Source organism: Flectobacillus roseus, from assembly GCF_030056595.1.
GTDB lineage: Bacteria > Bacteroidota > Bacteroidia > Cytophagales > Spirosomataceae > Flectobacillus > Flectobacillus roseus.
Genome location: NZ_JASHIF010000018.1, coordinates 86,693 through 108,387, shown reverse-complemented (window position 1 = coordinate 108,387; position 21,695 = coordinate 86,693). Strand labels below are relative to the sequence as shown.

At 37.7% G+C, this 21,695-nt stretch carries 20 protein-coding genes; 8 read left to right on the top strand and 12 right to left on the bottom strand.

Annotated elements, in window-relative coordinates; genetic code table 11:
- Positions 1-370: 370 nt before the first annotated feature.
- Positions 371-922, bottom strand: coding sequence for a hypothetical protein (locus tag QM524_RS18455; RefSeq protein ID WP_283345697.1), 552 nt, complete (start codon positions 920-922; stop codon positions 371-373).
- A gap of 324 nt (positions 923-1,246) precedes the next feature.
- On the opposite strand from QM524_RS18455, the gene QM524_RS18450 reads away from it, so the two are divergent.
- Genes QM524_RS18450 through QM524_RS18435 form a run of 4 tightly spaced genes read left to right on the top strand, consistent with a single transcriptional unit; the run spans position 1,247 to position 8,343 of the window.
- Entirely contained in the window at positions 1,247-2,506 is a 1,260-nt protein-coding gene (locus tag QM524_RS18450) for a YdcF family protein (RefSeq protein WP_283345696.1), read from the top strand.
- 31 nt (positions 2,507-2,537) lie between these two features.
- On the top strand, positions 2,538-3,431 hold the full coding sequence (locus QM524_RS18445; protein WP_283345695.1) for a hypothetical protein: 894 nt from the start codon (positions 2,538-2,540) through the stop codon (positions 3,429-3,431).
- 31 nt (positions 3,432-3,462) lie between these two features.
- The gene (locus QM524_RS18440) at positions 3,463-6,783 is read left to right on the top strand and encodes a SusC/RagA family TonB-linked outer membrane protein (protein ID WP_283345694.1); all 3,321 of its coding nucleotides are present in this window, start codon (positions 3,463-3,465) and stop codon (positions 6,781-6,783) included.
- Positions 6,784-6,816: 33 nt separating this feature from the next.
- On the top strand, positions 6,817-8,343 hold the full coding sequence (locus QM524_RS18435) for a RagB/SusD family nutrient uptake outer membrane protein (RefSeq protein WP_283345693.1): 1,527 nt from the start codon (positions 6,817-6,819) through the stop codon (positions 8,341-8,343).
- 252 nt (positions 8,344-8,595) lie between these two features.
- Here QM524_RS18435 and QM524_RS18430 read toward each other — a convergent pair whose 3' ends face one another.
- Complete coding sequence (locus QM524_RS18430) at positions 8,596-8,943, bottom strand: winged helix-turn-helix transcriptional regulator (RefSeq protein ID WP_283345692.1); 348 nt, start codon at positions 8,941-8,943, stop codon at positions 8,596-8,598.
- Between the two features lie 92 nt (positions 8,944-9,035).
- On the opposite strand from QM524_RS18430, the gene QM524_RS18425 reads away from it, so the two are divergent.
- Positions 9,036-9,407 carry a DoxX family protein gene (locus QM524_RS18425; RefSeq protein WP_283345691.1) on the top strand — a complete coding sequence of 124 codons (372 nt, stop codon included), beginning with the start codon at positions 9,036-9,038 and terminating at the stop codon, positions 9,405-9,407.
- A gap of 45 nt (positions 9,408-9,452) precedes the next feature.
- Here the strand turns inward: QM524_RS18425 and QM524_RS18420 are convergent, their stop codons facing one another.
- The 10 genes from QM524_RS18420 to QM524_RS18375 form a co-directional block, all read right to left on the bottom strand.
- The gene (locus QM524_RS18420) at positions 9,453-10,178 is read right to left on the bottom strand and encodes an NRDE family protein (RefSeq protein WP_283345690.1); all 726 of its coding nucleotides are present in this window, start codon (positions 10,176-10,178) and stop codon (positions 9,453-9,455) included.
- Between the two features lie 171 nt (positions 10,179-10,349).
- A complete protein-coding gene (locus QM524_RS18415) occupies positions 10,350-10,856 on the bottom strand; it encodes a DinB family protein (protein ID WP_283345689.1) in 507 nt (168 codons plus the stop codon).
- Positions 10,853-11,467 (bottom strand): YceI family protein, encoded by a 615-nt coding sequence (locus QM524_RS18410; protein WP_283345688.1) that lies wholly within the window; start codon positions 11,465-11,467, stop codon positions 10,853-10,855. Before QM524_RS18410 ends, QM524_RS18415 begins: the two co-directional genes overlap by 4 nt.
- Entirely contained in the window at positions 11,397-12,113 is a 717-nt protein-coding gene (locus QM524_RS18405) for a hypothetical protein (protein WP_283345687.1), read from the bottom strand. The genes QM524_RS18410 and QM524_RS18405 overlap by 71 nt, the downstream gene beginning before the upstream one ends.
- Before the next feature lie 8 nt (positions 12,114-12,121).
- Positions 12,122-12,577 (bottom strand): DM13 domain-containing protein, encoded by a 456-nt coding sequence (locus QM524_RS18400; RefSeq protein ID WP_283345686.1) that lies wholly within the window; start codon positions 12,575-12,577, stop codon positions 12,122-12,124.
- Between the two features lie 180 nt (positions 12,578-12,757).
- Entirely contained in the window at positions 12,758-13,456 is a 699-nt protein-coding gene (locus tag QM524_RS18395; protein WP_283345685.1) for a Crp/Fnr family transcriptional regulator, read from the bottom strand.
- 50 nt (positions 13,457-13,506) lie between these two features.
- Complete coding sequence (locus tag QM524_RS18390; protein WP_283345684.1) at positions 13,507-13,890, bottom strand: DoxX family membrane protein; 384 nt, start codon at positions 13,888-13,890, stop codon at positions 13,507-13,509.
- Between the two features lie 5 nt (positions 13,891-13,895).
- Positions 13,896-14,345 carry a YHS domain-containing (seleno)protein gene (locus QM524_RS18385; RefSeq protein ID WP_283345683.1) on the bottom strand — a complete coding sequence of 150 codons (450 nt, stop codon included), beginning with the start codon at positions 14,343-14,345 and terminating at the stop codon, positions 13,896-13,898.
- 155 nt (positions 14,346-14,500) lie between these two features.
- Positions 14,501-16,972 (bottom strand): glycosyl hydrolase family 95 catalytic domain-containing protein, encoded by a 2,472-nt coding sequence (locus QM524_RS18380; protein WP_283345682.1) that lies wholly within the window; start codon positions 16,970-16,972, stop codon positions 14,501-14,503.
- Between the two features lie 257 nt (positions 16,973-17,229).
- Entirely contained in the window at positions 17,230-17,625 is a 396-nt protein-coding gene (locus QM524_RS18375; protein WP_283345681.1) for a RagB/SusD family nutrient uptake outer membrane protein, read from the bottom strand.
- A gap of 449 nt (positions 17,626-18,074) precedes the next feature.
- Between QM524_RS18375 and QM524_RS18370 the strand changes: the two genes are divergently transcribed.
- From QM524_RS18370 to QM524_RS18360, 3 genes are all read left to right on the top strand, one after another.
- Positions 18,075-19,076, top strand: a complete 1,002-nt coding sequence (locus tag QM524_RS18370; protein ID WP_283345680.1) for a pectinesterase family protein — start codon at positions 18,075-18,077, stop codon at positions 19,074-19,076.
- Between the two features lie 128 nt (positions 19,077-19,204).
- Complete coding sequence (locus tag QM524_RS18365; protein WP_283345679.1) at positions 19,205-20,842, top strand: glycoside hydrolase family 43 protein; 1,638 nt, start codon at positions 19,205-19,207, stop codon at positions 20,840-20,842.
- 185 nt (positions 20,843-21,027) lie between these two features.
- Positions 21,028-21,612, top strand: coding sequence for a Crp/Fnr family transcriptional regulator (locus tag QM524_RS18360; RefSeq protein ID WP_283345678.1), 585 nt, complete (start codon positions 21,028-21,030; stop codon positions 21,610-21,612).
- Positions 21,613-21,695 lie beyond the last annotated feature (83 nt).

Genomic DNA, 21,695 nt, shown 5'->3' with positions numbered 1-21,695 from the left:
AGCTTGAGGCTAGATAGCATGATTCACTTGAGAACAAGGTGAAACATAGATATAGGTAATATTTGAATTTCATGTTGATAGGGAGTTGAAAGGAAGCTTTCAATCCACTTGTAGGAGGGAAATCGTGATTGTGTTTCACAAAAGGCAATACTTTTTCCATCGACTGTCGCGTAAGGACACTCGATGTGGGTATTTATTTTTTATGAATAGACAACGACTATTTTTTATTCAACAGCTACAAATTTTGAGATTGAAAGTTTGATTAGATAAAATAAAATTCTCCATAATCATTGTACACAATACTTTCCGAAAAGTAAAGGCACAGCAATTCCAGTCTAATGCAAAATCATACATCAGAAGAATAATTATTTTAAACAGAAGCCATTTCGGGGGGATTGAAAATACTTGAAGTAAAGTTGTTTTTATAAATGTAGCAACTGTAAAATTGATGTTTGATTTTCAGGTGTAGACCATCAGAGATGGTTGTAAATATAGGTGTAATATTTTGTAAATAACTTGAAGATAAAGACTTGCATAATTCTAGCGCCTTTTTGAGGGGCGTACTTTTACCAGAATGGTTATCCGAAAACTGCAAGCTGAAATCATCGGCAAGGGACTGATACCTTTGTTTGGCCGTGCTATTGGTTTTGATTTTGGTATAAAGTGTGTCGTTTGAGTAGTGTTGTTCGATGATATTATAAAACTCGCCTTGGTACTCGATTAAGCCTTCATGTTTTGTCAAATTGGCGAAGTCACCACTGTACGGAAGCGCAAGATGCACCTTAATTTCTATCCAACCATCATTTTTGTTGATAGGAGTTGCCTCTTGAATAGTTTTTTTGAAACAAAGCAACACCAGTCCTGTGCTAAACATATTGTATAGCAACAAACACAAGAATGTTATGCTGATGGTTTTTTTCAATGGACAAGTATTAGAGGATTTCTTTCTATAACAAAAGTAAATATTTATTTATTACAATTTTTGAGATTGCTAAAATTAAATTAAGCCCTTAAGTGAAGATTTTCCGCTTTCAAAAGTCAGTTTGGCTCAAAATTGAATTTATTTTATAATTTCTCCAGATAATAATATTCATAATTTCTTAATCTAAACTTGTTTTTCACTTGACAGACTTGGGCTAATGCTGCTATTACTTTTGCCCTCGAATTACACTTGATGCCTTTGAGCAAAGAGGTTATCCGTTTTCTATAAATGCTACCGACAATTTGAGGTGTTCGGTTAAAAATCATGAAAAAAACTATTTTTACAATCCTTTGTTTGTGTGGATTGCTTTCAACGGCTTTTGCACAACAAACGATAAATCCAGTAAGTAGTCAAACGAAAGAGACCAATTGGGTTCAGCGCAAAAACTACTTATTTCTGACTTTGTTGGAGGAATCCAAATCGCTACGTTTACAGTTGGAAGAAGATGAAATCTTACAAAAACTGGCTGCTCAAAAAAACTTACAACTTTCAGAAGCACTCAAAAATTGCGCTTCAAAGCCCGCTTGCTTAATCGAATCACTTCGATTTTCAGAAGAAGAAATTAAAACTGTATCGCTTCGTTTATCGCAATTATGCACTAAAGGTAGTTTGTTAGAAAATCTGGTAAAACAGTCTTTAGCACCATCATTGGCTTATGGGAAATTTGAGAATCATGAGATTAATGCTGTGTTGCAAAAAGCTTGGATGCAAGATGCTCGTGGTGTAAACTGGACAATTGGGGTATATCTGGGTGGTCAAAAACCGAATTATCCGTTGATAGATTCTATTGCTTTTGATATTACTAAAAAAGGTTATTATCAATTGCTGGGCGACCTGACTCGTGCGGTTCAGGCAAAAGTGAATGGCTCAAAACTGTTCTTTTTACCAACACTTACTTCGGCATTATTCGCTTTAGAAATCAACGAAAGAGAGCAAATCGCAGACTATGAACCTATGGCGAGTGGTGTCAACAAACCTGTGGTTGACCGACTCAAAACGATTGCTTGGAACAAATATCCGTACTCACTGATTCTTATTCCGGGTGCTGGCCCTGACGTAAAGGATATGCCCATGAGTGCCGAAGGAATGATGCGTTGTCGTGTGGCAGCAGTTAGATATTTCGAAGGAAAAGCTCCTCTAATTGTTGTTTCTGGAGGAAAAGTTCATCCTTACAAAACGCCTTATAATGAGGCTATTGAGATGAAAAAATATATGGTCGAAAAGCTTCATGTACCTGCCAATGCCATTTTGGTAGAACCACATGCTCGCCATACTACGACCAATATGCGTAATACCGCTCGTTTGATTTTCCAGTACGGAATACCAGCAGATAAACCATGTATTACTTCAACGTCGGTTTCTCAAAGTCAATATATCCATGAGTTGAATTTGGATAAACGGTGTGAAAAAGAACTTGGATATGTGCCTTATCGTAAAGGAAAACGTATTTCTGAAACCGAAGCGGAATTTTATCCATTAATTGAATCCATGATGCTTAACTCATTGGAACCATTAGATCCGTAATCGGTTGTAACACTTCATCATTTCCTATTTTATGCAAGTTTCTTCATTAATCAAATACCCATTGATGATGGGATTGTTGGCTACGTCTTTTTTGTGGGGAGCAAGCCAATTACCTGAGATTTCTATTCAGGCAGAAAAAACCTTTAACCTCGATTCATTGGGTGCTGGACAAGGAATCAGTCGTATTGGAAATCAGTACTTTGCGTATGGTGATCGTGAAATTGGGGTGATTCGTGAGTATAAACGTGTTGGAGATTCTTTGGTATATCAAGATAAAGAAATAGCCTTAAGTATTGATGGAAAAGATGTAATTGGGCATCCGACAGGAATAGCTTATCATAAAGGATTACCTACTTTTATTGGCAATAGCGTGCGCCTAAATCCTGAAGGAACACAATGGAAGGCTGTTATTTACCAAGTTGATTGGAAAGGTTTACAAAATACCAGAAAGCTTGATAACAACCTTATCTCGACAATCGATGATGATGCTTGTATCCAAGGCACTCGCCCCGAATATGTACAATACAAAAAACAGTGGTATGTCGCTACAGCTGATTATGGTAATCGCAAAAACGAAGTACGTTTATACAATCCGTTAGAGCTGGCAAAAGCGCAAAAGACCTCCGAAAAAGGAGTTTTATACAAAAAGTTTTCGTGTGGAGCTTTTGTACAAAATCTTTTATGGATACCCGAAAAGAAAATACTGGTTTTGATTCAAAATCAAATTGAAGGACGACGCTGGCGCTTTAGTTTTTTGGATTTTGAAAAATCTATTGAAACAGGAGAACAGGTGGTTTTAAAAACAATTGATATTGACAAAGCCGATGAATTAGAAGGGTTTACCCTTTCAGATAACTCTCTTGAAGGCTTTGCAGTGACCTCTTCACGCCGTATGAATACTACATTTATCCGCTTACAATGGTAATGTATCACAACAAAATTTAATCTTATTTTTTATGCAAAACATTTTACAAAAACAGCTTGTCCTGAAGGCGCTTTTATGCTTGTGCCTATCGGGTACGGTAGCTGTTATGCCAACCCAAACCGTGATGTCGGCAAACTTGGGCAAAATGGCAAATCCTGTAACAGGAACCGTAACTACGTCCAAAGGTGAGCCATTGGCTGGCGTAAACGTGTACGACAAAACCTCAAAAAAAGGAACTGTCACCGATGCCAAAGGTAAATTTACTATTCAAGCTACAGAAGGCTCAGTATTAGTTTTTTCTTTTGTAGGGTTTGATAGCCAGTTAGTTACTGTCGGAAAAGCATCTAACTTGACGATTCAGTTAGTAGAAAACTCACAAGAGTTACAAGAGGTAGTTGCGATTGGCTACTCTACCGTGCGCAAGAGTGATGTAACGGGTGCTATTTCGAGTGTAAAAGCCAAAGAATTGAATCTTACTACGCCTACTGTTGGTCAGGCTTTAGTAGGTAAAGTAGCAGGGGTACAAATTTCACAAGTGAGTGGTGCGCCTTACGTAAGTACAAAAATTCGTGTGCGTGGTGTAGGTTCTATCAATGCCAGTTCTGATCCATTGTACGTGGTGGACGGTTATCCTGTAGGAAATGACCTTTTTATCAACCCAAATGATATTGAAAGTATTGATATATTGAAGGATGCTGCTTCGGCTGCTATCTATGGTTCAAGAGCTGCTGGAGGGGTAGTATTGATTACGACAAAACGCGGTAAAGAGGGTAAAGGTCAATTTCAATATGATGTGCAATATGGGATTAATCAATTAAGCAATAAAGTAAAATTGCTAAATGCCGAGCAGTTTACTCAATTATTGATTGATGGGCACAATAATACGTACAAAGATTTAATCTTAAATTCTGGAAAAACATGGTCTGATGCCATGTATTCTGACGACAACGCAACTCGTGTCGCAAAAGTTGGAAATGCATCTTCTGTGAGTTTACCACCAGATTTGTATGATTTTGCTAATCAAAAAATGATTACACCAAAATACAACACCGATTGGCAAGATGAGCTCTACCAAACTTCTATGGTACAGCGTCATAACTTATCTTTTACGGGTGGTAATGGTTCTACTCGTTATGCGATTAGCGGTGGATATTTGAGTCAGCCCGGTATTATCAAAAGTACCAAACAAGACCGTATCAACTTCCGTGCGAACGTAGACGGACAGGTTAGCTCTAAGTTACGTGTAGCTGCCAACTTGGCAATTACAACCAACGAAAACCGTGAGGTTCAAGAAGGTCGTTTCAACCAAGGCCCAATTATGGGAGCGCTTATTTATATGCCAATTTTCCGTGCGTATAACGATGATGGTTCATTAAGGAAAAATGAAGCTGCGGGTCTTTCGGCCAATTATGCCTACCAATCAGTTGAAAACCCAGTAGCTCTAGCAACTGAAACTAAGATTTCAAGAAAAGGTGTAAGAGGTACTTTTAGTAGTAATGCTTCGTACCAGATTTTACCGAATTTGTTGGCTAAAATTAACCTTGGTTTGCAGACCTACAATGAGAAATATGAGTTTTACCAACCCACAACTTTGAGTAATGGTGCCAACCCTCCAGGCTCTGCACAAGCAATTGCAGCAGCCAATGCGGTAGCCCAAACACGCTCCGAAATGGATAAGTTGGTAGAATATACCTTGAATTTCAATAAGCAATTCGATGGGCATTCTATTGGTGCATTGGCGGGGTATTCAGCACAGCAGTTAGATATTGATGTGATTAGTGTAACAGCAAAAGGTTTCCAAGATGACCGTATTCCAGAAATTACTGGTAAAGGTGCTGATGCAACCAATTTTACCTTGAATGGTGCAACTGGTAAGTCAACTACTACTTTACTTTCTTACTTGGCTCGTTTGTCGTATAACTACAAAGAAAAATATTTCTTAACAGCTTCTTATCGTCGTGATGCTTCGTCTCGTTTTGGTCCATTAAACCGTTGGGGTAATTTCCCTTCTGTGTCGGCAAGCTGGGCGCTTTCAAGCGAGCCATTTTTTACAGAAAAATTTGGTCCTGAGACAAGTCTAAAGCTTCGTGCTAGCTGGGGATTAAGTGGAAACAACAATATTGGTAACTACGGTTTTGCTCAGACGATGTCAAGTCCAACAGGTGTTGTTTTTGGTAATGGAACTGTAGCTTCGGCGGTATATCCTAATGCTTTACGTGACCAAAGTTTGGGTTGGGAGTCTACTTCTCAATACAATATCGGGGCAGACTTGGGTTTACTCAACAACCGTATTTTCTTGATGGCTAACTATTATTTGAGTCAGTCAACAGATTTATTGTTTAACCAACCAGTGTCAGCCGTATCAGGAACATCAACGATTTTAACAAACTTACGTAATTCTAAAGTTCAAAACCAAGGCATTGATTTACAGTTAGATGCAAGAGTTGTTCAAACTTCAGATTTCCGTTTAAACCTTTCTGGAAACTTTTCGCTTAACCGTAATAAAGTATTAGACCTAGGCGGTGCTAATACCATATTGACTAACGGAGCAGAACGTTCATACTTGACACATATTACGCAGGAAGGTCAACCAATCGGGATGTTCTACGGATTCAAAGTGAAAGGTATGGTTCGCGAGTCTGATATGGCTAATATCGCAGAAGATAACGCTAACTATAATGCTGCAACTCAGACTTATACTGCTGGGTATAAAATCAAAGGACCAGCTCGTTCAACAGCTTCGAGTAACTCTTTAAAACCAGGAGATTTGTACTTTGAGGATACTAATGGCGACGGTGTTGTGAATGATTTGGATAAAACGGTTATTGGTTCACCTTATGCGAAGTTTACTTACGGTTTTGCGATTACAGCTTCTTATAAAAACTTCGACTTTACTTCATCTTTCAACGGAGTTTACGGAAATCAAGTGCTTGACGGTCAGTACTATTATACTTTCAATATGGAAGGTTCGGGTAACCAATATGCTGATGCCGTAAATCGCTACCGCTCAGAAGCTGAACCTGGCAATGGTATGATTTATCGTGCTTCTCGTGGTGGTACACAAAGTAATAGTACTCGTTTGTCGACCTTCTATTTACAGGATGGTTCATTTATGAGATGTACCAACATGACCTTAGGATTTACGATTCCTGACAATTGGTTGAAAGGACAAAAAGGCTTGAGTGGCGCACGTATTTATCTAGCAGTAGACAACGCCTTCACATTGACCAATTACAGAGGCTATAATCCAGAGGTAGACTACAACAACGGCGCAAACCTTACGCCAGGGGTTGATTACGGAAAGTATCCGCTTGTAAGAGCTTATACTTTAGGAGCTAAGTTGACTTTCTAGTCTTTTGTAGAAAACTATTTTAAAAAGAGAAAAATGATTAAGAAAATATCACTTTTGGCACTTGTAGCGCTCAGCTTAAGTGCTTGTTCGGACGATTTTGTAACACAAAACGACCCGAATGCCGTAAATGCTACAGACTTTTTTAAAACCGAAAACGACGTTTTACAAGCGGTCAATGGCGTATACCAGTCTTTGAGAAGTTCAAATAACATTGGTGAAAACAGTGGATTATATACCGACGAACGCTCAGACGATGCTGGTCGTAACGACAACCAATCAAATGCGGGAGAGCCATTTCAGTTTAATGATTTCTCTATTTTACCAAGTAATACTTATTTGAAAAGTCACTGGCTAGCACTTTATCAGACTGTTGCTAGAGCCAATCAAGTTATTTCTAATATTGATAAAGTAACATACACCACAGCAGCCAATAGAGATATTTATAATGCTGAGGCGAAGTTTCTTCGTGCTTTGATCTATTTTCATTTGGTTCGTAAATGGGGTGATGTGCCTTTGGTTACTCATCAATTAAATACGACAACCGATGTAAAAAACAGCACTTTCCGTGAAAAGAAAGAAAAAGTATATGATCAAATCGTAGCTGATTTGAAAGAAGCTGTAAATTCTAACTTGCCTAACCACCAGCCTGCATCTGACAAAGGTCGTGTGTCAAAAGCTGCTGCTAATGCCTTGCTTGGTCAGGTGTATTTGACTATGGCAACGACCTTAGATCAGGCGAATCGTGGAACAAACTTAGGAAATGCTAAAACCTATCTGTTGGCAGCCTACAACATGAAGGCATTTACTTCATTGAAGGATATTCCTTATGCAGATGTGTTTGATGTGGCTAAAAAGACGACAAACCCAGAAATCATTTTCCAGATTGTGAGCAAACAAGGCGATCCAACGTATTCGTCTTCCATCGCAGCCAATAATCAAGCAAAAGGCGAAACACTAATTTCTCTTAAGCCAAGTAGTGGTGTAGGAGGTAACGTAAAAGCAGATTTGGTAAAAGAATACGAATCGACTGATTTGCGCAAAGATTTCTCTATCAAATATGCCAATGACGCAACGGTAAAAGATTGGTATATCACCAAATTTAGAGATGTAAGTTCAGCCGCAGGGGCTAATGGCTATGGTGGTAACGACTGGCCTTTGATTCGTTATGCTGATGTAATTTTGATGTTGTCGGAAGTAAGTTTGTATTTAGGTGAAGAAGCTAATGCGATTATGTATCTCAACCAAGTGCGAGAGCGTGCGAAGTTGCCAACGTATGAGGTTTCGAAATTAGACCCAACGTACAGTCAGAAATTCCCAACTTTGAAATTGGCTATCTTGCACGAGCGTCGCGTGGAGTTGGCATTCGAACACCACCGTTGGTTTGATTTATTGAGATTCTTTACGGCTGATGAGTTAGTTAACTACATGAAAGCCAAAGCTCAATCAGATTATGGAACAGCTAAAGTTTCTAACTTTGGTACAAAGGATTACTATTTCCCTATTCCATTTGATGAATATAAACTCGATCCAGTAAAAATGTACCAAAACAAAGGATACTAAGTGATAATGTAGAATTGTGAGTGGTGAATAATCTTTCATCCTCGCCTAAATATCTAGTCCGAGACTTAGTCTCGGACTAGATGTTTTTAGTTTTTAGCCTTTGTTGGAGTTTTCTCCAGCGATTCTAGCGTAAGCAATGAGTTTTAGGTATTGAGTTGGATTGTTGCTGACGCGTGTTTGTTGGAGATCTCCAACAAAGGCTAGAAAAATAATCACTCATGCGCTCAATCACTCAATCACTAAATTTAGGATTTACGCCAACTCCATTACACGTTGGCGGTGCTTAACGCCCCATTGATGCATTGACATTACGACTTCTGAAAGCGTTTCGCTATATTCTGTCAAAGCATATTCTACCGTAACAGGTTTGGTATTACACACCGTTCTGGATACCAATCCATGACTTTCTAGTTCCTGTAATTCTTTCGATAAAATTCTAGGACTAATTCCTATCTCTCTCGAAAGCTCATTAAATTTTTTGGGACCATTGCGTAATATTGTAATGAGGACTAATTTCCATTTTCCTCCTACTACATCTAACGTATCTTGAATTGCCAATCGAGCCTGCTTGCACGCCTTTTCTGTATGAATTTGTTCCATCTAATATCGTTTTTGATACTACTATCCTTTAAGTAACTAATAACAAAAGTATAGTATCTATTTTTAATTTTGCATAAAAAATAAACAAAATTATGAACTCGACGATGAATATAATTATTACTTGGACACTGACTATTTTGGTGGCTTTTGTTTTTACAGGAAGTGGATTATTCAAATTATTGGGTGGTGAAGGGACTGCCGAAATGGCTAAAACTTTGGGGGGACAAGCCCACTTAACCTTTCTCGGAATTTTAGAGTTAGCCATTGTTGTTCTTTGGTTTATTCCAAGAACAGGTGTGGTGGGAGCTTTGTTAGGAATGACTTATATCGGTGGCGCTATTGCTGTACATTTTGTTAATAATCAGCCTGTTGCTATTCCTGTAGGTATTGAAATTCTGATTTGGATTGCCACGGCAGTAAGATTTCCTGAAGTGAAAAATCGCCTTTTCGCCACAGTAGCGTAAATATATTTCCTTAGGGTACAAATTAATTTGCGCCCTAAGGAAATATCATTCAACTTCATGTTCCATAAAAACCCGATAGTCATACGTTTTTTCTTGAATCAAATCTTCGTAATGAATAGTAAATTCATTTCTTGTAATGGTATATTGCGTTATGGAAACGGTTTTTAATTGGTTTTCAAAATTGACTTTAAGATTACTTTTTGCATGACCTTTTCCTCCAAAATGATGAAAGTCTAATAACGATTCTTTATTAGGTATTTCTTGTAAAAAATCCTTGAACCAATCTTCTCTTTGCTGAATTATTGCTGGTGAATAAAGGGTAACAGATGACCATATATGTGCTACGTCTGATTCTCTTTCGCAATACAATATCTCTTCGCCTGTCCATTTGATTTCATGCAAAATTCGTTCTTTTTGATTTTCGATAATCACTAAAGTAAAAGGTTCTATTCCATTGAAGCGGTAGGATTGGAGGAAAAATTGTACTGAATAATATTCAAAAAAATCAAGGATGACTTTGCCACGACTTTGTCGATAAGGAGGTTTAGGGGTATGTTTTTCAACGCCCCCATTCAGCAAACAAAGTGTAAAATTCCCGCAACTCCCTATCCAAGTTCCGTCTCCTTGGGGATCTTTTGGAAAAAATACATATTGCCCCCCAAGCTGATACTTTTTGGGTGGAACCGCCAATATTCTTGAGACAGCTTCGTCTCTATTTGATGTCAATATAAATCCTTGATTTTCAGTGGGAATATAAGTCAGTACGCACATATGTGTTCATGCAGAATGTGAATGTAAAAAAATGTTTTAGCCCTCGTTGGAGTTATCTCCAACGAGCCTAGCGAAAGCAACAAGTTAAGTCGATATCATGATTTAGTTGGTTTTGCTAACGCGAGTTTGTTGGAGATGACTCTAACAAAGGCTGGACTTACTATATGCTATCTATGCTGAAATGCTTTCACGGTATTTAATTGTTGAATATGCCACTCCAAAATCCGATGCAAGAGATATTTCTGGAAAATTTTCTTGAATTCCTATACGTAACAATGCAAAATGATGAATCGCATGTTCAATCAAATAAACTAACTCTCGTTGTACATTTGATATAACCATTTCTGGAATAATGCTATCGTAATAGGTGGCCATCAATAATGGCTTTTGACCGTCAGAAATACTTGAAATTTTATGAACAATGGTGTCTAAACAGTCAAGTGTATACGTCAAGCTATTTTCGATTAGGAAATCTCTTTTTCTTGCGTCATAATCAACTATACCATCTTCGAGTCCTAGTATGAAACATTGGAAAAACTCAACAGTGTGACGAACATGTTGTCCTACAGAACTCCCGCTAAATACTGTCAATGGTTGCGTGTATTGTGCTGTATCCATCGTGGATAACAAGTCTTTTAACTGAGCGATTATTTCTAAAGAAATGCCTTTGCTTCTCATATTGAGGTGGTGTTTAGGGTAACAAAAATCGTAACAATATCACCAAGTAATGCACTGGATTCTCCAATGCCAAAGTCTAAACGATTGATTTGAAAACTAGCTTTAAAGAGTCCTGTGTTGCCTGTTTGTATGAAGGTAAAAGGAATTTTAAGGCTTTTGGTTTTATTCCTCATCGTCACTTCAAAGGTTCCGATGTATTCATTGGCCTTAGCACCCCGCTCTGCCTGAGTACAGGTCATTTCAATTTTCGGGTATTTTTCCACATCAAAATACTTGGCTCCTCTCAATGTTTTGTCACGTAAGCCCAAACCTGTGTCTATTGTTCGGGCTTCGAGACTAGCATTCATACTGGTTTTTAGTAATTGATTGGTGTCAAAAAATATCGAACTTGTCAAGCCTTTAAAGCTACCCTCAGCAGTTGAGCCGAAAGCATGCTTGATTTTAAAGGTTATGCTGCTTGAAACCACTTTCCAATTTTGAGAAAAGCCGTAATGACTAAAAATCAGCAACACTCCCGAAAAAATATATTTAGAATATAATTTACTTTTTATGACCAATTTGGTAAGATATTGCCAAAAATGGTTGCAAGATTTTGTGTCTAAAGCGATCATTTTCAAAGGTTAATAAACGGTCTGTTTTATATTCTAAAAACTGGAAACTCAATCCTGCTCTCAAACTCCATTTTGAATCCAAATGATACGAAGCATATAGCTCAGAGTTCAAACTTCCTAAGTCGCTGTCGCTAATCAAAAGCAAATTGAATACACTCGGACTTGCTGATTGTACGCTATTGTTCAAGGATGACGACGCTGACGAAAGGAATTTACCCGTTTGTTTTCCGCCAAAACTTACACCAATGGCATCGATATTGAATCCCACATCTAACTTTTTAAAGCTATATTGTAAGGCGATTTTGACATTCAACGAACCTAATTCTGATTTTGATAATTGTAGTGTATCTATATTACTAACGATATCGTCGGAGAACAAGGCAAAAATGCTATATTGTCCTGAGGTTAATCTTGCAGGTGCGGTTCGATAGGTTTTTTCTCCACCAAAAAGCCCATTGGCTCGTAAGCCCCAACCCATTTTAAATCGCTTATTCTTTCCCAATCCATAGAGTTTTTGATAGGAAAGAGAAGGTGCAAATGATTGTCCAAAGGCAATTGACAAATCGACATCCTCTTGAATTTTGGCATATTGCCCAAAGGTTGTTATTGAGCATAGCATCAACAACAGCAAAATTATTTTTTTCATAAGTTATCTTATTTGAGTTCTGCAACCCCGAATAATACAGAAAAGCTTTTGCACCAGATTAAAACATGGTTTCTTTTCTTAAAATCTATATCACCAGAAATGTCATAGATGATATTTCCGTTTTGAACTTTATCGGAGATTTGAATAAAGTTAGTCACCGCTCGATCTTCTGCTAAATAAACTCTTAAATCTGGACCAGCGTCAGTTTTAAAATTTTCGAGTACTAATGTGTAACTCTTCTGCGCTGAATCAGCATAAATTTTAGCAATTCCAGAGGTTTGATGAACGGCGTTCATGAAGTTGCCTGTCAAAACCAGTTTTTTGTTGTTCGTAAAGTTTTTGGTACTAGCACTATCGAGTTTTTGTGGTGTCGATGAGGTTTCTTGTTGTACTGGAGCTACCTCTTGTGTACACGCTACAAGCCAGCCTCCGACACATAGCCAGAGGAGTACGTATTTAGTCATATGTTAAATGGAGAAGTTTAAATGAATGAACTTAGTGCGTAAAATAAAACTTAAGATTATGCTTTGGGCTTTCAGGTAACAGCTTTCGGTGGTTATTAAAAATCATTTTAACACTCTCTGCCTTGTGCCTGTTACCTAGTTCCTTCAATACAAAATGGAAATCTATTTTTACTGACTTACTTAGCTTTTTACACCCATGTAATTAGCGGTTATTTTCGCTTTTTTGAGAATGATTTCGGTGCGAGAATAGTCCAAAATTCCTTTTTCTTTAAATTCATTAAATAGCTGAGTAACCGTTTGTCGAGTGCTACAAATCAAACTAGCTATATCCTGATGAGTGAGATAATTATGGAGTACCACATCTTCATCTTGTTGAGTACCTTCTTTCGACGCCCATTCGTTCATGAAGCTCATAAATCGAGTACGCACATCCTTAAACATCAAGTTCGCATATCTGTTTTGCAATCTTTTGAATCTAAAACCTATCCACTTTGTATAAGAAAGTCCTAACTGTGGGTTTTGTTCAAGAAGTTTTTCAAAATCCTCCATTTTAAAGCTACAACAGATTACGTTGTCAGATACCGCTACTGCGTATTCGTCCGAATCAGATTCTGTAAGGGTAAATTCTCCAAAAATATCCCCTTTTTGAATGATATCTTTAACAATTTCGTTGCCTTTATCATCTACTTCCACAATTTTCAGGGTACCTTTTTTCAAAAAATACACCCTAACAGACTCATCATGAGAAAATAAAATAATTTCACCCTTCTTCGCTGTTTTGAAGTTGGATATCATACAAATTGATTTTAACTCAGAAGAAGAAAGCACGCTAAAAAGTCTGTGGTCTCTTAAATACCAATATTTTGTGTCTAAATTCATAGGTATTTTGGGGATTGATGATTCCCAAATATACAAAAATGCTTAACCTTTTAGATAATTGAGTACAGAATGACGCTAAACTCGGCTCTTCGTTGATAGAGAATCCATGCACAGCAAATCAATGTAGCAAGTGCCATAAAGAATAATTGTCCGCCATCGCCCATGACTTCTACACCAATCATAAAAAGATGAGTAACAACAGCGCCAAACATTAATCCTACTCCTAAAAAAGCGCCCCAGATAGCCCTACGGTCAATAAATAAGAGGATAGAGGCTATTAATTCTAAAACACCAGTACCAATTCTCCCCCAAGGTTCAAGACCTATACTATTAAAAATATACACACTTTCTGCTGCTCCTGAGAACTTAAAAAATAAAGTCTGAAGCATAATAATTGCTGGAATTAATCTTACCAGTAGGTTGAAAGTTTTCATAGGATTTATTTAAAAGTTTTGGTCCAATTGCTATCAGCTTGCTTTTTTAGTTTTACTTCTTCCTTTTTCCAGTCGTCTAAAGTATTGGAGAAAAAGTTTTTATAAAACAGATATAATTTTCCTTCATAAATTCGGTAGTTTTCGGGGTCTACTTCTACTTTTTCACCTTTGGCGCCCATGGCATAAGCACACCAGCCTCCGTAAGCAGGCTCATATTTTTCTGGTGTTTTTTTAAAGGTTTCTAAATTATTCGGATTTGCAAAACGGTAGTTGATACCTTCGTAATTGTAGGTCAAATTTGCTTTACCTTTTAAAGGTTTATTGGAAAAGTAGCTAACAGGATCATAGCCACTGATCGCCGTATTTTTTTCCAATAAAAAATGTTTTTGTCTGATATTCTGCGCATTAACTACCATTGAAAATAGTAGTAAGGTAATGCATATGATATTTTTCATTTCTTTTCTCTGTTTGTTTACGATACAAAGTTGAAGAAAAGCCCAGAAGTCATTTGTCGGCTGGGTGACAATGGAAGAAGGAATTTGAAAATAATTGAAATAAAAAAGGAGATGATTCCAAAATCATCTCCTTCCATACATTATAATTTTATCTCCTAAAAACTCAACACATAAGTTTTACCTGCCTGCGTACTGAAATCCCATAATTGTGTATCCTTTAACACAGGTGGATTTACCTTAGCATTAGGGTTTACTAATGGCGTTGCCACTTTTTCTACTTGATAAAATGTATTTTGATTTTCACCTTGTGCTTGTTTAAGAGCGGTATTGTTTGGTTTTGTTTCTGAGTCTAGTCTCAAACGGCAATTTCCACCCAATTGAGAATGAATAACTAATTTTGTTACTTTTTGGTTTTTCCAAGTAATATCAACTGTAAATCCACCTCTTGCTTTCAGGCCTTTGATACTACCTTCTTTCCAATCACTTGGTAGCGCGGGTAACAACTCGATGCTTCCATCGTGACTTTGTAAAAGCATTTCGGCTACGCCAGCAGTACAACCAAAATTTCCATCAATTTGGAAGGGAGGATGGGCGTCAAATAAATTTGGATAAGTTCCACCACCTTGACCACTTTGTACTTTTGGAGAAACAAGTGTTAACTGATTCTTAATCAAAGTATAGGCATGATTTCCATCTTTCATTCTTGCCCAAAAATTCACTTTCCAACCCATACTCCAACCTGTAGAAATATCACCACGGGAAAGAAGTGTCTGATTAGCTGCCGAAAATAACTCTGGATTACGATAGGGAGAAATTTGATTGGCTGGATACAAACCATACAAATGTGAGATATGACGATGTTTATCGTCTGGTTTATCCCAGTCTTTAATCCATTCTTGTAGTTGCCCATACTGACCTATTTGCATAGGTGGAATTAGCTTACGTATATTTTGGAGAGTATCTGCAAACACTTTATCTTGCCCCAATACTTTAGAAGCTTGTATGGTATGTGTCAATAGTTCAAAAACAATCTGATTGTCCATGGTTGTGCCATAGCTCAGGCCTGCACTTCCTCCGATAGGATCTTTGTACGTGTTTTCGGGACTCATGGAAGGACTCACAACCATCCAACCATGCTCAGGTTCTTTTTGCATCGCATCCACATAAAAGGTTGATGCACCTTTAAGGATAGGGTAGATTTCTTGTAAAAACTTTTTATCTCCTGTGTATAAATAATGTTCCCACAAATGACGACTTAGCCAAGCGCCACCCATCGGCCACATACCATAAAAGCCTCCATCGACTGGGCCAGTAATACGCCAAATATCAGTATTGTGATGCGCCATCCAACCACGAGCGTGGTAGATTTTTTGAGCACTTTCTTGACCTGTCACAGCCAATTCTTTCAACATCTTGAACAGTGGCTCGCCCAATTCGGATAAATTGGTTGGTTCGCTAGGCCAATAGTTCATTTCGGTATTGATATTAATGGTGTATTTGCTGTCCCAAGCGGGTTTGACACGATCATTCCATTTACCTTGCAGGGTAGTGGGCTGACCATTGGGTTGTGAACCTGCAATCGTTAAATATCGTCCAAATTGAAAATAGAGCGCAATAAATTCAGGATCAAATTGTGTATTAAATTGTTGCAAGCGCTCATTGGTTGGCAAATGATCGAGATTACTTTTGCCTAAATCGAGACTTACTCGGTTGAAATACTTTTGATAATTTTTGACATGTTCCTGTAATAGTAGGCTAAATTTTTTCTTTAAACCTCTATTCAACGATGCTATAGCTACGTCGTGAGGGTTGGCTGAAAGGTCTTTGTAATTCTTGAAATTTGTTCCAATGGCAATATAAATAGTTGCTTCTGAGGCTGATTTTACATCAATTGTAGAGTCGGAAAAGGCAATGTTTCCATCTTTAGTGACGACTTTCACATCTACTTCATAATTAACTTTTGAAGCTAATTTTTCTTGCTCTGCTGGTGTACCTGTTAAAACCAATAGACCGTTTTTGACAAGAACCTGTTTGATTTGATGGGCAGAATTGAGAGATACCGAAAAATTTAAAGACTTCGCCTTGCTTGCTTCACAGTGTACTGCAATTACATTTTCACTGAGAGAGGCAATGGCTGTTCTTTTATAGCGAACGCCCTCTATCTCATAATTCACCGTTGAAGTTGCCTTGCTAATATTGAGATCACGAGAGTAATTTTGTGGATTATCATGCCCTTTGAAACGAAGATATACATCACCAGAAGGCTGATAACTCATACCATTTTGAGGTGCAACCATTTTCTGTTTGGATAGCTCCTGTGCCTCAGCGTACCTTTTTTCAAAAAGTAGTTTTCGTAATGTAGGAATTGTTTCTCCATGACTTTCTACAACATTGTTGTGAGGCTGTCCAGACCAAACGGTTTCCTCGTTGAGTTGAAGGTGCTCTGTGGCTGGATTGCCAAAAACCATCGCAGCGAGTTTACCATTACCAATTGGCAGTGCCTCATTCCATGAAGTGGCGGGTTGTTTGTACCAAAGCCTATAATCTTTTTGAGGATTTTGTGAAAATACTAAAGTGCTAAATGTACTTAAAAAAAGAGCTTTTACAGCAAATGTTTTTAAATTCATAATGGGATTGTTTAGAAGTATTAATAGCGCCAGGCTATGATTTTGGAAGTGATTAAAGGAAACACAATGAAATATATTTCCTGTTAGTGCTATAAGTAATATTTTACCTAATTGTACTCATGAAAAAGGGAGAGAATAGAAGGCATAACTTCTATTCTCTCCCTTTAATCTTCATCAGGATAAATGTACTATACAAGTTCCTGATTTTTTAGAGTACCAAATGTTTACCTTCGTAACTCACAATTCCACCTTATGCCTTAATTATACCCTGGGTTTTGCAAAAACTCACTTTTGTTTTGCAATACATCTATTTCTACACGAGGTATAGGACGTAAACCATGATACGCCTTAATGTTTGGTGAAGCAAAAGGATTATATTTGGTCGCACGTTCGATGAGTTTTCCTGTACGTTTTAAGTCAAACCAACGAAGCTGTTCTCCAACAAATTCTCTGGCTCTTTCGTCAAGAATAAAATCTAAAGTCATATCACTTGCTTTGACTTGCATAGCGGATGTTTGTCCAGGAAGTGCCGCTCTTGAGCGAACAACATTGACATAACTGGCAGCCTTTGCCAAGTGCATCAAATAGCCTTTCAAAGGCTTTTCTATCTCCTTTGATGATCTTTTGCCAAAGCTGCAAGTATGTGGATTCATCGAGCATGAATATAAAATTAGAATTAGAAAGGTACAATATTAACTTAGATTTATCTTAAAAGTAAGGCAATTTAAAAATATACTTAGAGAAAAACATACATTTTTGATAAAAATTAAACCGATTGCATTTAAAATGCAATCGTCTGATCTTTTGGCAACGTTGCCGGTAACGATTGCGTAAAAAAATCAAAAACAATATTTGTGTGCACCAAACTTATGTCTGAATTTCGAGCTGTAAACCTATTTATAATTACAAAAAAACTTGTAATTCTTCCATAGCATTTTCTATTTCTCCGAAAAAAATAGAGGTACAAATTAGGTTAATCTGTATTCCTCAAAATTCTACTTAATCAGATGATTATGTGTGGGTTACGTATAGCCGGTTCAAAGAATAAAATATCATTTCTAGCTAGTTGAGATGGAATTATGTATTTAATATTTTCCTAAAAATGAAAAAAAGTCTCATTTCAATGTTTCTGTTTTTTTTGAGTGTATCGGTGGTGATAGCTCAAAAAACTACAACTTATCCGACCAAATTTACGGTTGCTTTAGATGGTTCGGGCGACTTTAAAAGTATCCAAGAGGCAATTATGGCTTTTCGGGACCATTCCCAGCAAAGGGTAATACTATTTATCAAAAATGGTACTTACCACGAAAAAATAACTATCCCAGCAAATAAGCCCAATTTGCATCTTATAGGCGAAAGTCGTGAGGGCGTAGTGATTACAAATGGAGATTATTCGGGCAAAACCTATCTGAACGGGCAGAAGGATGCCGTGGGCAAAACGCAGTATAGCACCTATAATTCGTACACGCTTTTGGTGGATGCGCCAGACATTGTACTTGAAGATCTGACCATTGTCAATAGTGCAGGTCGTGTGGGACAAGCGGTGGCGTTGCATGTGGAAGGGGATAGATTTGTTTGTAAAAATTGTACTCTTCTGGGAAATCAGGATACGCTTTATGCTGCCAGAGAAGGTACTCGTCAATTTTATGTCAATTGTCAAATTGAAGGGACTACGGATTTTCTGTTTGGTAAAGCGATTGTTGTTTTTAAATCATGTACGCTAAAAAGTCTTTCCGATTCTTATATCACCGCGGCAGCAACGCCTGATTATCAACCTTTTGGTTTTGTCTTTTTTGATTGTAAACTCACGGCTGACTCTACCGCGAAAAAAGTTTTTCTAGGTCGTCCGTGGCGTCCAGCTTGTAAAACAGTTTTCATTCGCACTGAAATGGGTGGTCATATTTTGCCAGTTGGTTGGAATAATTGGGGTAATCCAGCAAATGAAAAAACAGTACTTTATGCCGAATATCAATCTACAGGTGAGGGCGCAAATCCTACCAAAAGAGCTACCTGGAGTCGTCAGTTAGGTAAGAAAGAACTACGAAATTATACCTTAGAAAATATTTTTGGTACAAAAGAACAAATCAAAAATTGGTGGAACTGAGAGTAGTGATGAGTTTTGAGTGGTGAATGCGGAGTGTTTAATAGAATCAAAATCATACTCTGTTAAATGAATGTAATCACTTATTCATGACACTTAAGACTTTACATTTTTCTCATAATTAGACATTTATGAAATCATTTGGTAAATTTTTAGCCCTTTCTTTAATAGGGTTTTCATTAAGTTCACAGGCTCAAGAGAGTCAAACAATTTCTAAAGTTTGGGTGTCTGATTTAGGAAATGGACAATACAAAAATCCTGTGATTGATGCCGATTATTCTGATCCAGATGCTTGTCGTGTGGGTAATGATTTTTATATGATAGCATCCAGTTTTGATGCGGTACCGGGCTTGCCTATTTTGCATTCAAAGGACTTAGTCAACTGGTCTATCATTGGTCATGCGCTGAAGCGTCAGCCTCCCTTCGAACATTTTTCAAAAACTCAACATGGCAATGGCGTTTGGGCACCTGCGATTCGCTATCATGCTGGTGAGTTTTGGATTTACTATCCTGATCCTGATTTTGGCATTTATTTGACCAAAGCTAAAACCCCTACTGGTCCTTGGTCAGACCCTATTTTGGTAGAAGAAGGCAAAGGTCTCATAGACCCTTGTCCTCTTTGGGATACAGACGGACAAGTTTATTTGGTTCATGGTTGGGCCGGTAGTCGTTCAGGAATTAAAAGTGTTTTGACCATTAAGAAGATGAACGCCGAGGGTACTAAAGTTATCGATGAGGGCAAAATAGTATTTGACGGTCATGAAACCGACCCGACAGTGGAAGGCCCTAAGTTTTATAAACGAAATGGCTACTACTATATTTTTGCTCCTGCTGGTGGCGTTTCTACGGGTTGGCAATTGGTGCTTCGTTCCAAAAATGTATATGGATCATACGAAAGAAAAGTGGTAATGAATCAAGGAAATAGCCCTGTAAATGGACCACATCAAGGAGCTTGGGTAGACACACCAACTGGAGAAGATTGGTTTTTACATTTTCAAGACAAGGACGTATATGGTCGTGTGGTACACCTTCAGCCTATGAAATGGGTAAAAGACTGGCCAGTAATAGGCAATGATCCCGATGGTGATGGTATCGGCGAGCCTGTTATGACATATCGTAAACCTAATGTTGGAAAAATTTATCCAATCGTCACCCCAGCCGAATCGGATGAATTTGAGGGTAATATACTTGGTTTGCAATGGCAATGGCAGGCAAATCCTAAAGGCATTTGGCATAGTTTGACTAACAAAGGAAGCCTACGATTGTACTCGCAGAAAGTCCCTGATAATGCTAAGAATAACTGGGAAGTACCTAATATTTTATTACAGAAATTTCCAACTGAGAAATTTACGGCTACAACGAAGTTAACCTTTACGCCTAATCAAAAGCTTGAAAATGAGAAGGTAGGATTAATTATTTTAGGGAAAAGCTACGCACATATTGGTCTCAAAAGCAAAGGCAAAGAGGGAATCTTTTTAATTTATGGAGAATCTCAAAAAGCCTCTGAAGGTAAGCCCGAAGTTGAAACTATAACAGAGACTCCTATCCCTGCCAATACACCAGTGTATTTGAGAGTTAAGGTTTTGGAAAAAGCTCGTTGTCAATTTAGCTACAGTCTTGACGGACAAACTTTCAAAAATGTAGGAGAGCCTTTCCAAGCGGTCGTAGGACACTGGATTGGTGCCAAAATCGGCTTGTTCTGTACCAGAACCACACAAATCAACGACTCAGGTTATGCTGATGTAGATTGGTTTAGAATAGAGAAATAGGCACTAGTAGTCAGGCACTAGGCATTAGTAAAACACTGATGCCTAGTACCTCCTTGCCTCATTCCTATATTTCCCTATATAACGAAGAACAATTTATCCGCCTTTTTTTATGGCAAAACCATTTAGGATGTATTTTTGTGCAGTATTTGACTTATCTCTTCAAGCCATATTGATCCAAAACTTTCATGAAAGATATTTTTAAAGAATATTTACAAAAGTATATTCCCATTACTGATGAACAATTTGAGCAACTTTCTTCAGAGTTGACTATTAAGCATATCAAGAAAAATACCGTTCTTATCGAACAAGACACTATTGATGACTCTACGTTTTTTGTTTGTCATGGTTTGATACGTGCTTATACGATCGACCATCAAGGAAAGGAACACGCGATATTTTTTGCTCCAGAACATTGGTGGGTTAACGATAAGAATAGTTTTTACTTTTGTGAACCTTCTCTATTCTATGTGGAAACTTTAGAGGATACAGATTTGGTACAGATTTCTCGTAAATTCTATGATAAAGCTGCCCTTTTGATTCCTGAATTTGCTCCTTGGCAAACTAAAATTTTGCATAATTCCATCAGATTTATGCAAAAACGCATCAATTTGCTATTAGCAGCTCAAGCCGAAACGCGCTATCTGGATTTTATCAAAATGTACCCTAACCTCGTCCATCGTATTCCACAAACAATGATTGCGTCTTATTTAGGCATTACCCCTGAATCTCTAAGTCGAGTTAGAAAAGTATTGGCAACGAAGGGGATTTGAAAATTGGGTGATTTGAAAATTTGAAAATGAGCTTTTTACTAGTTCAAGATTTAATCTTGGACTTATTTTTTTACACAGTTTAT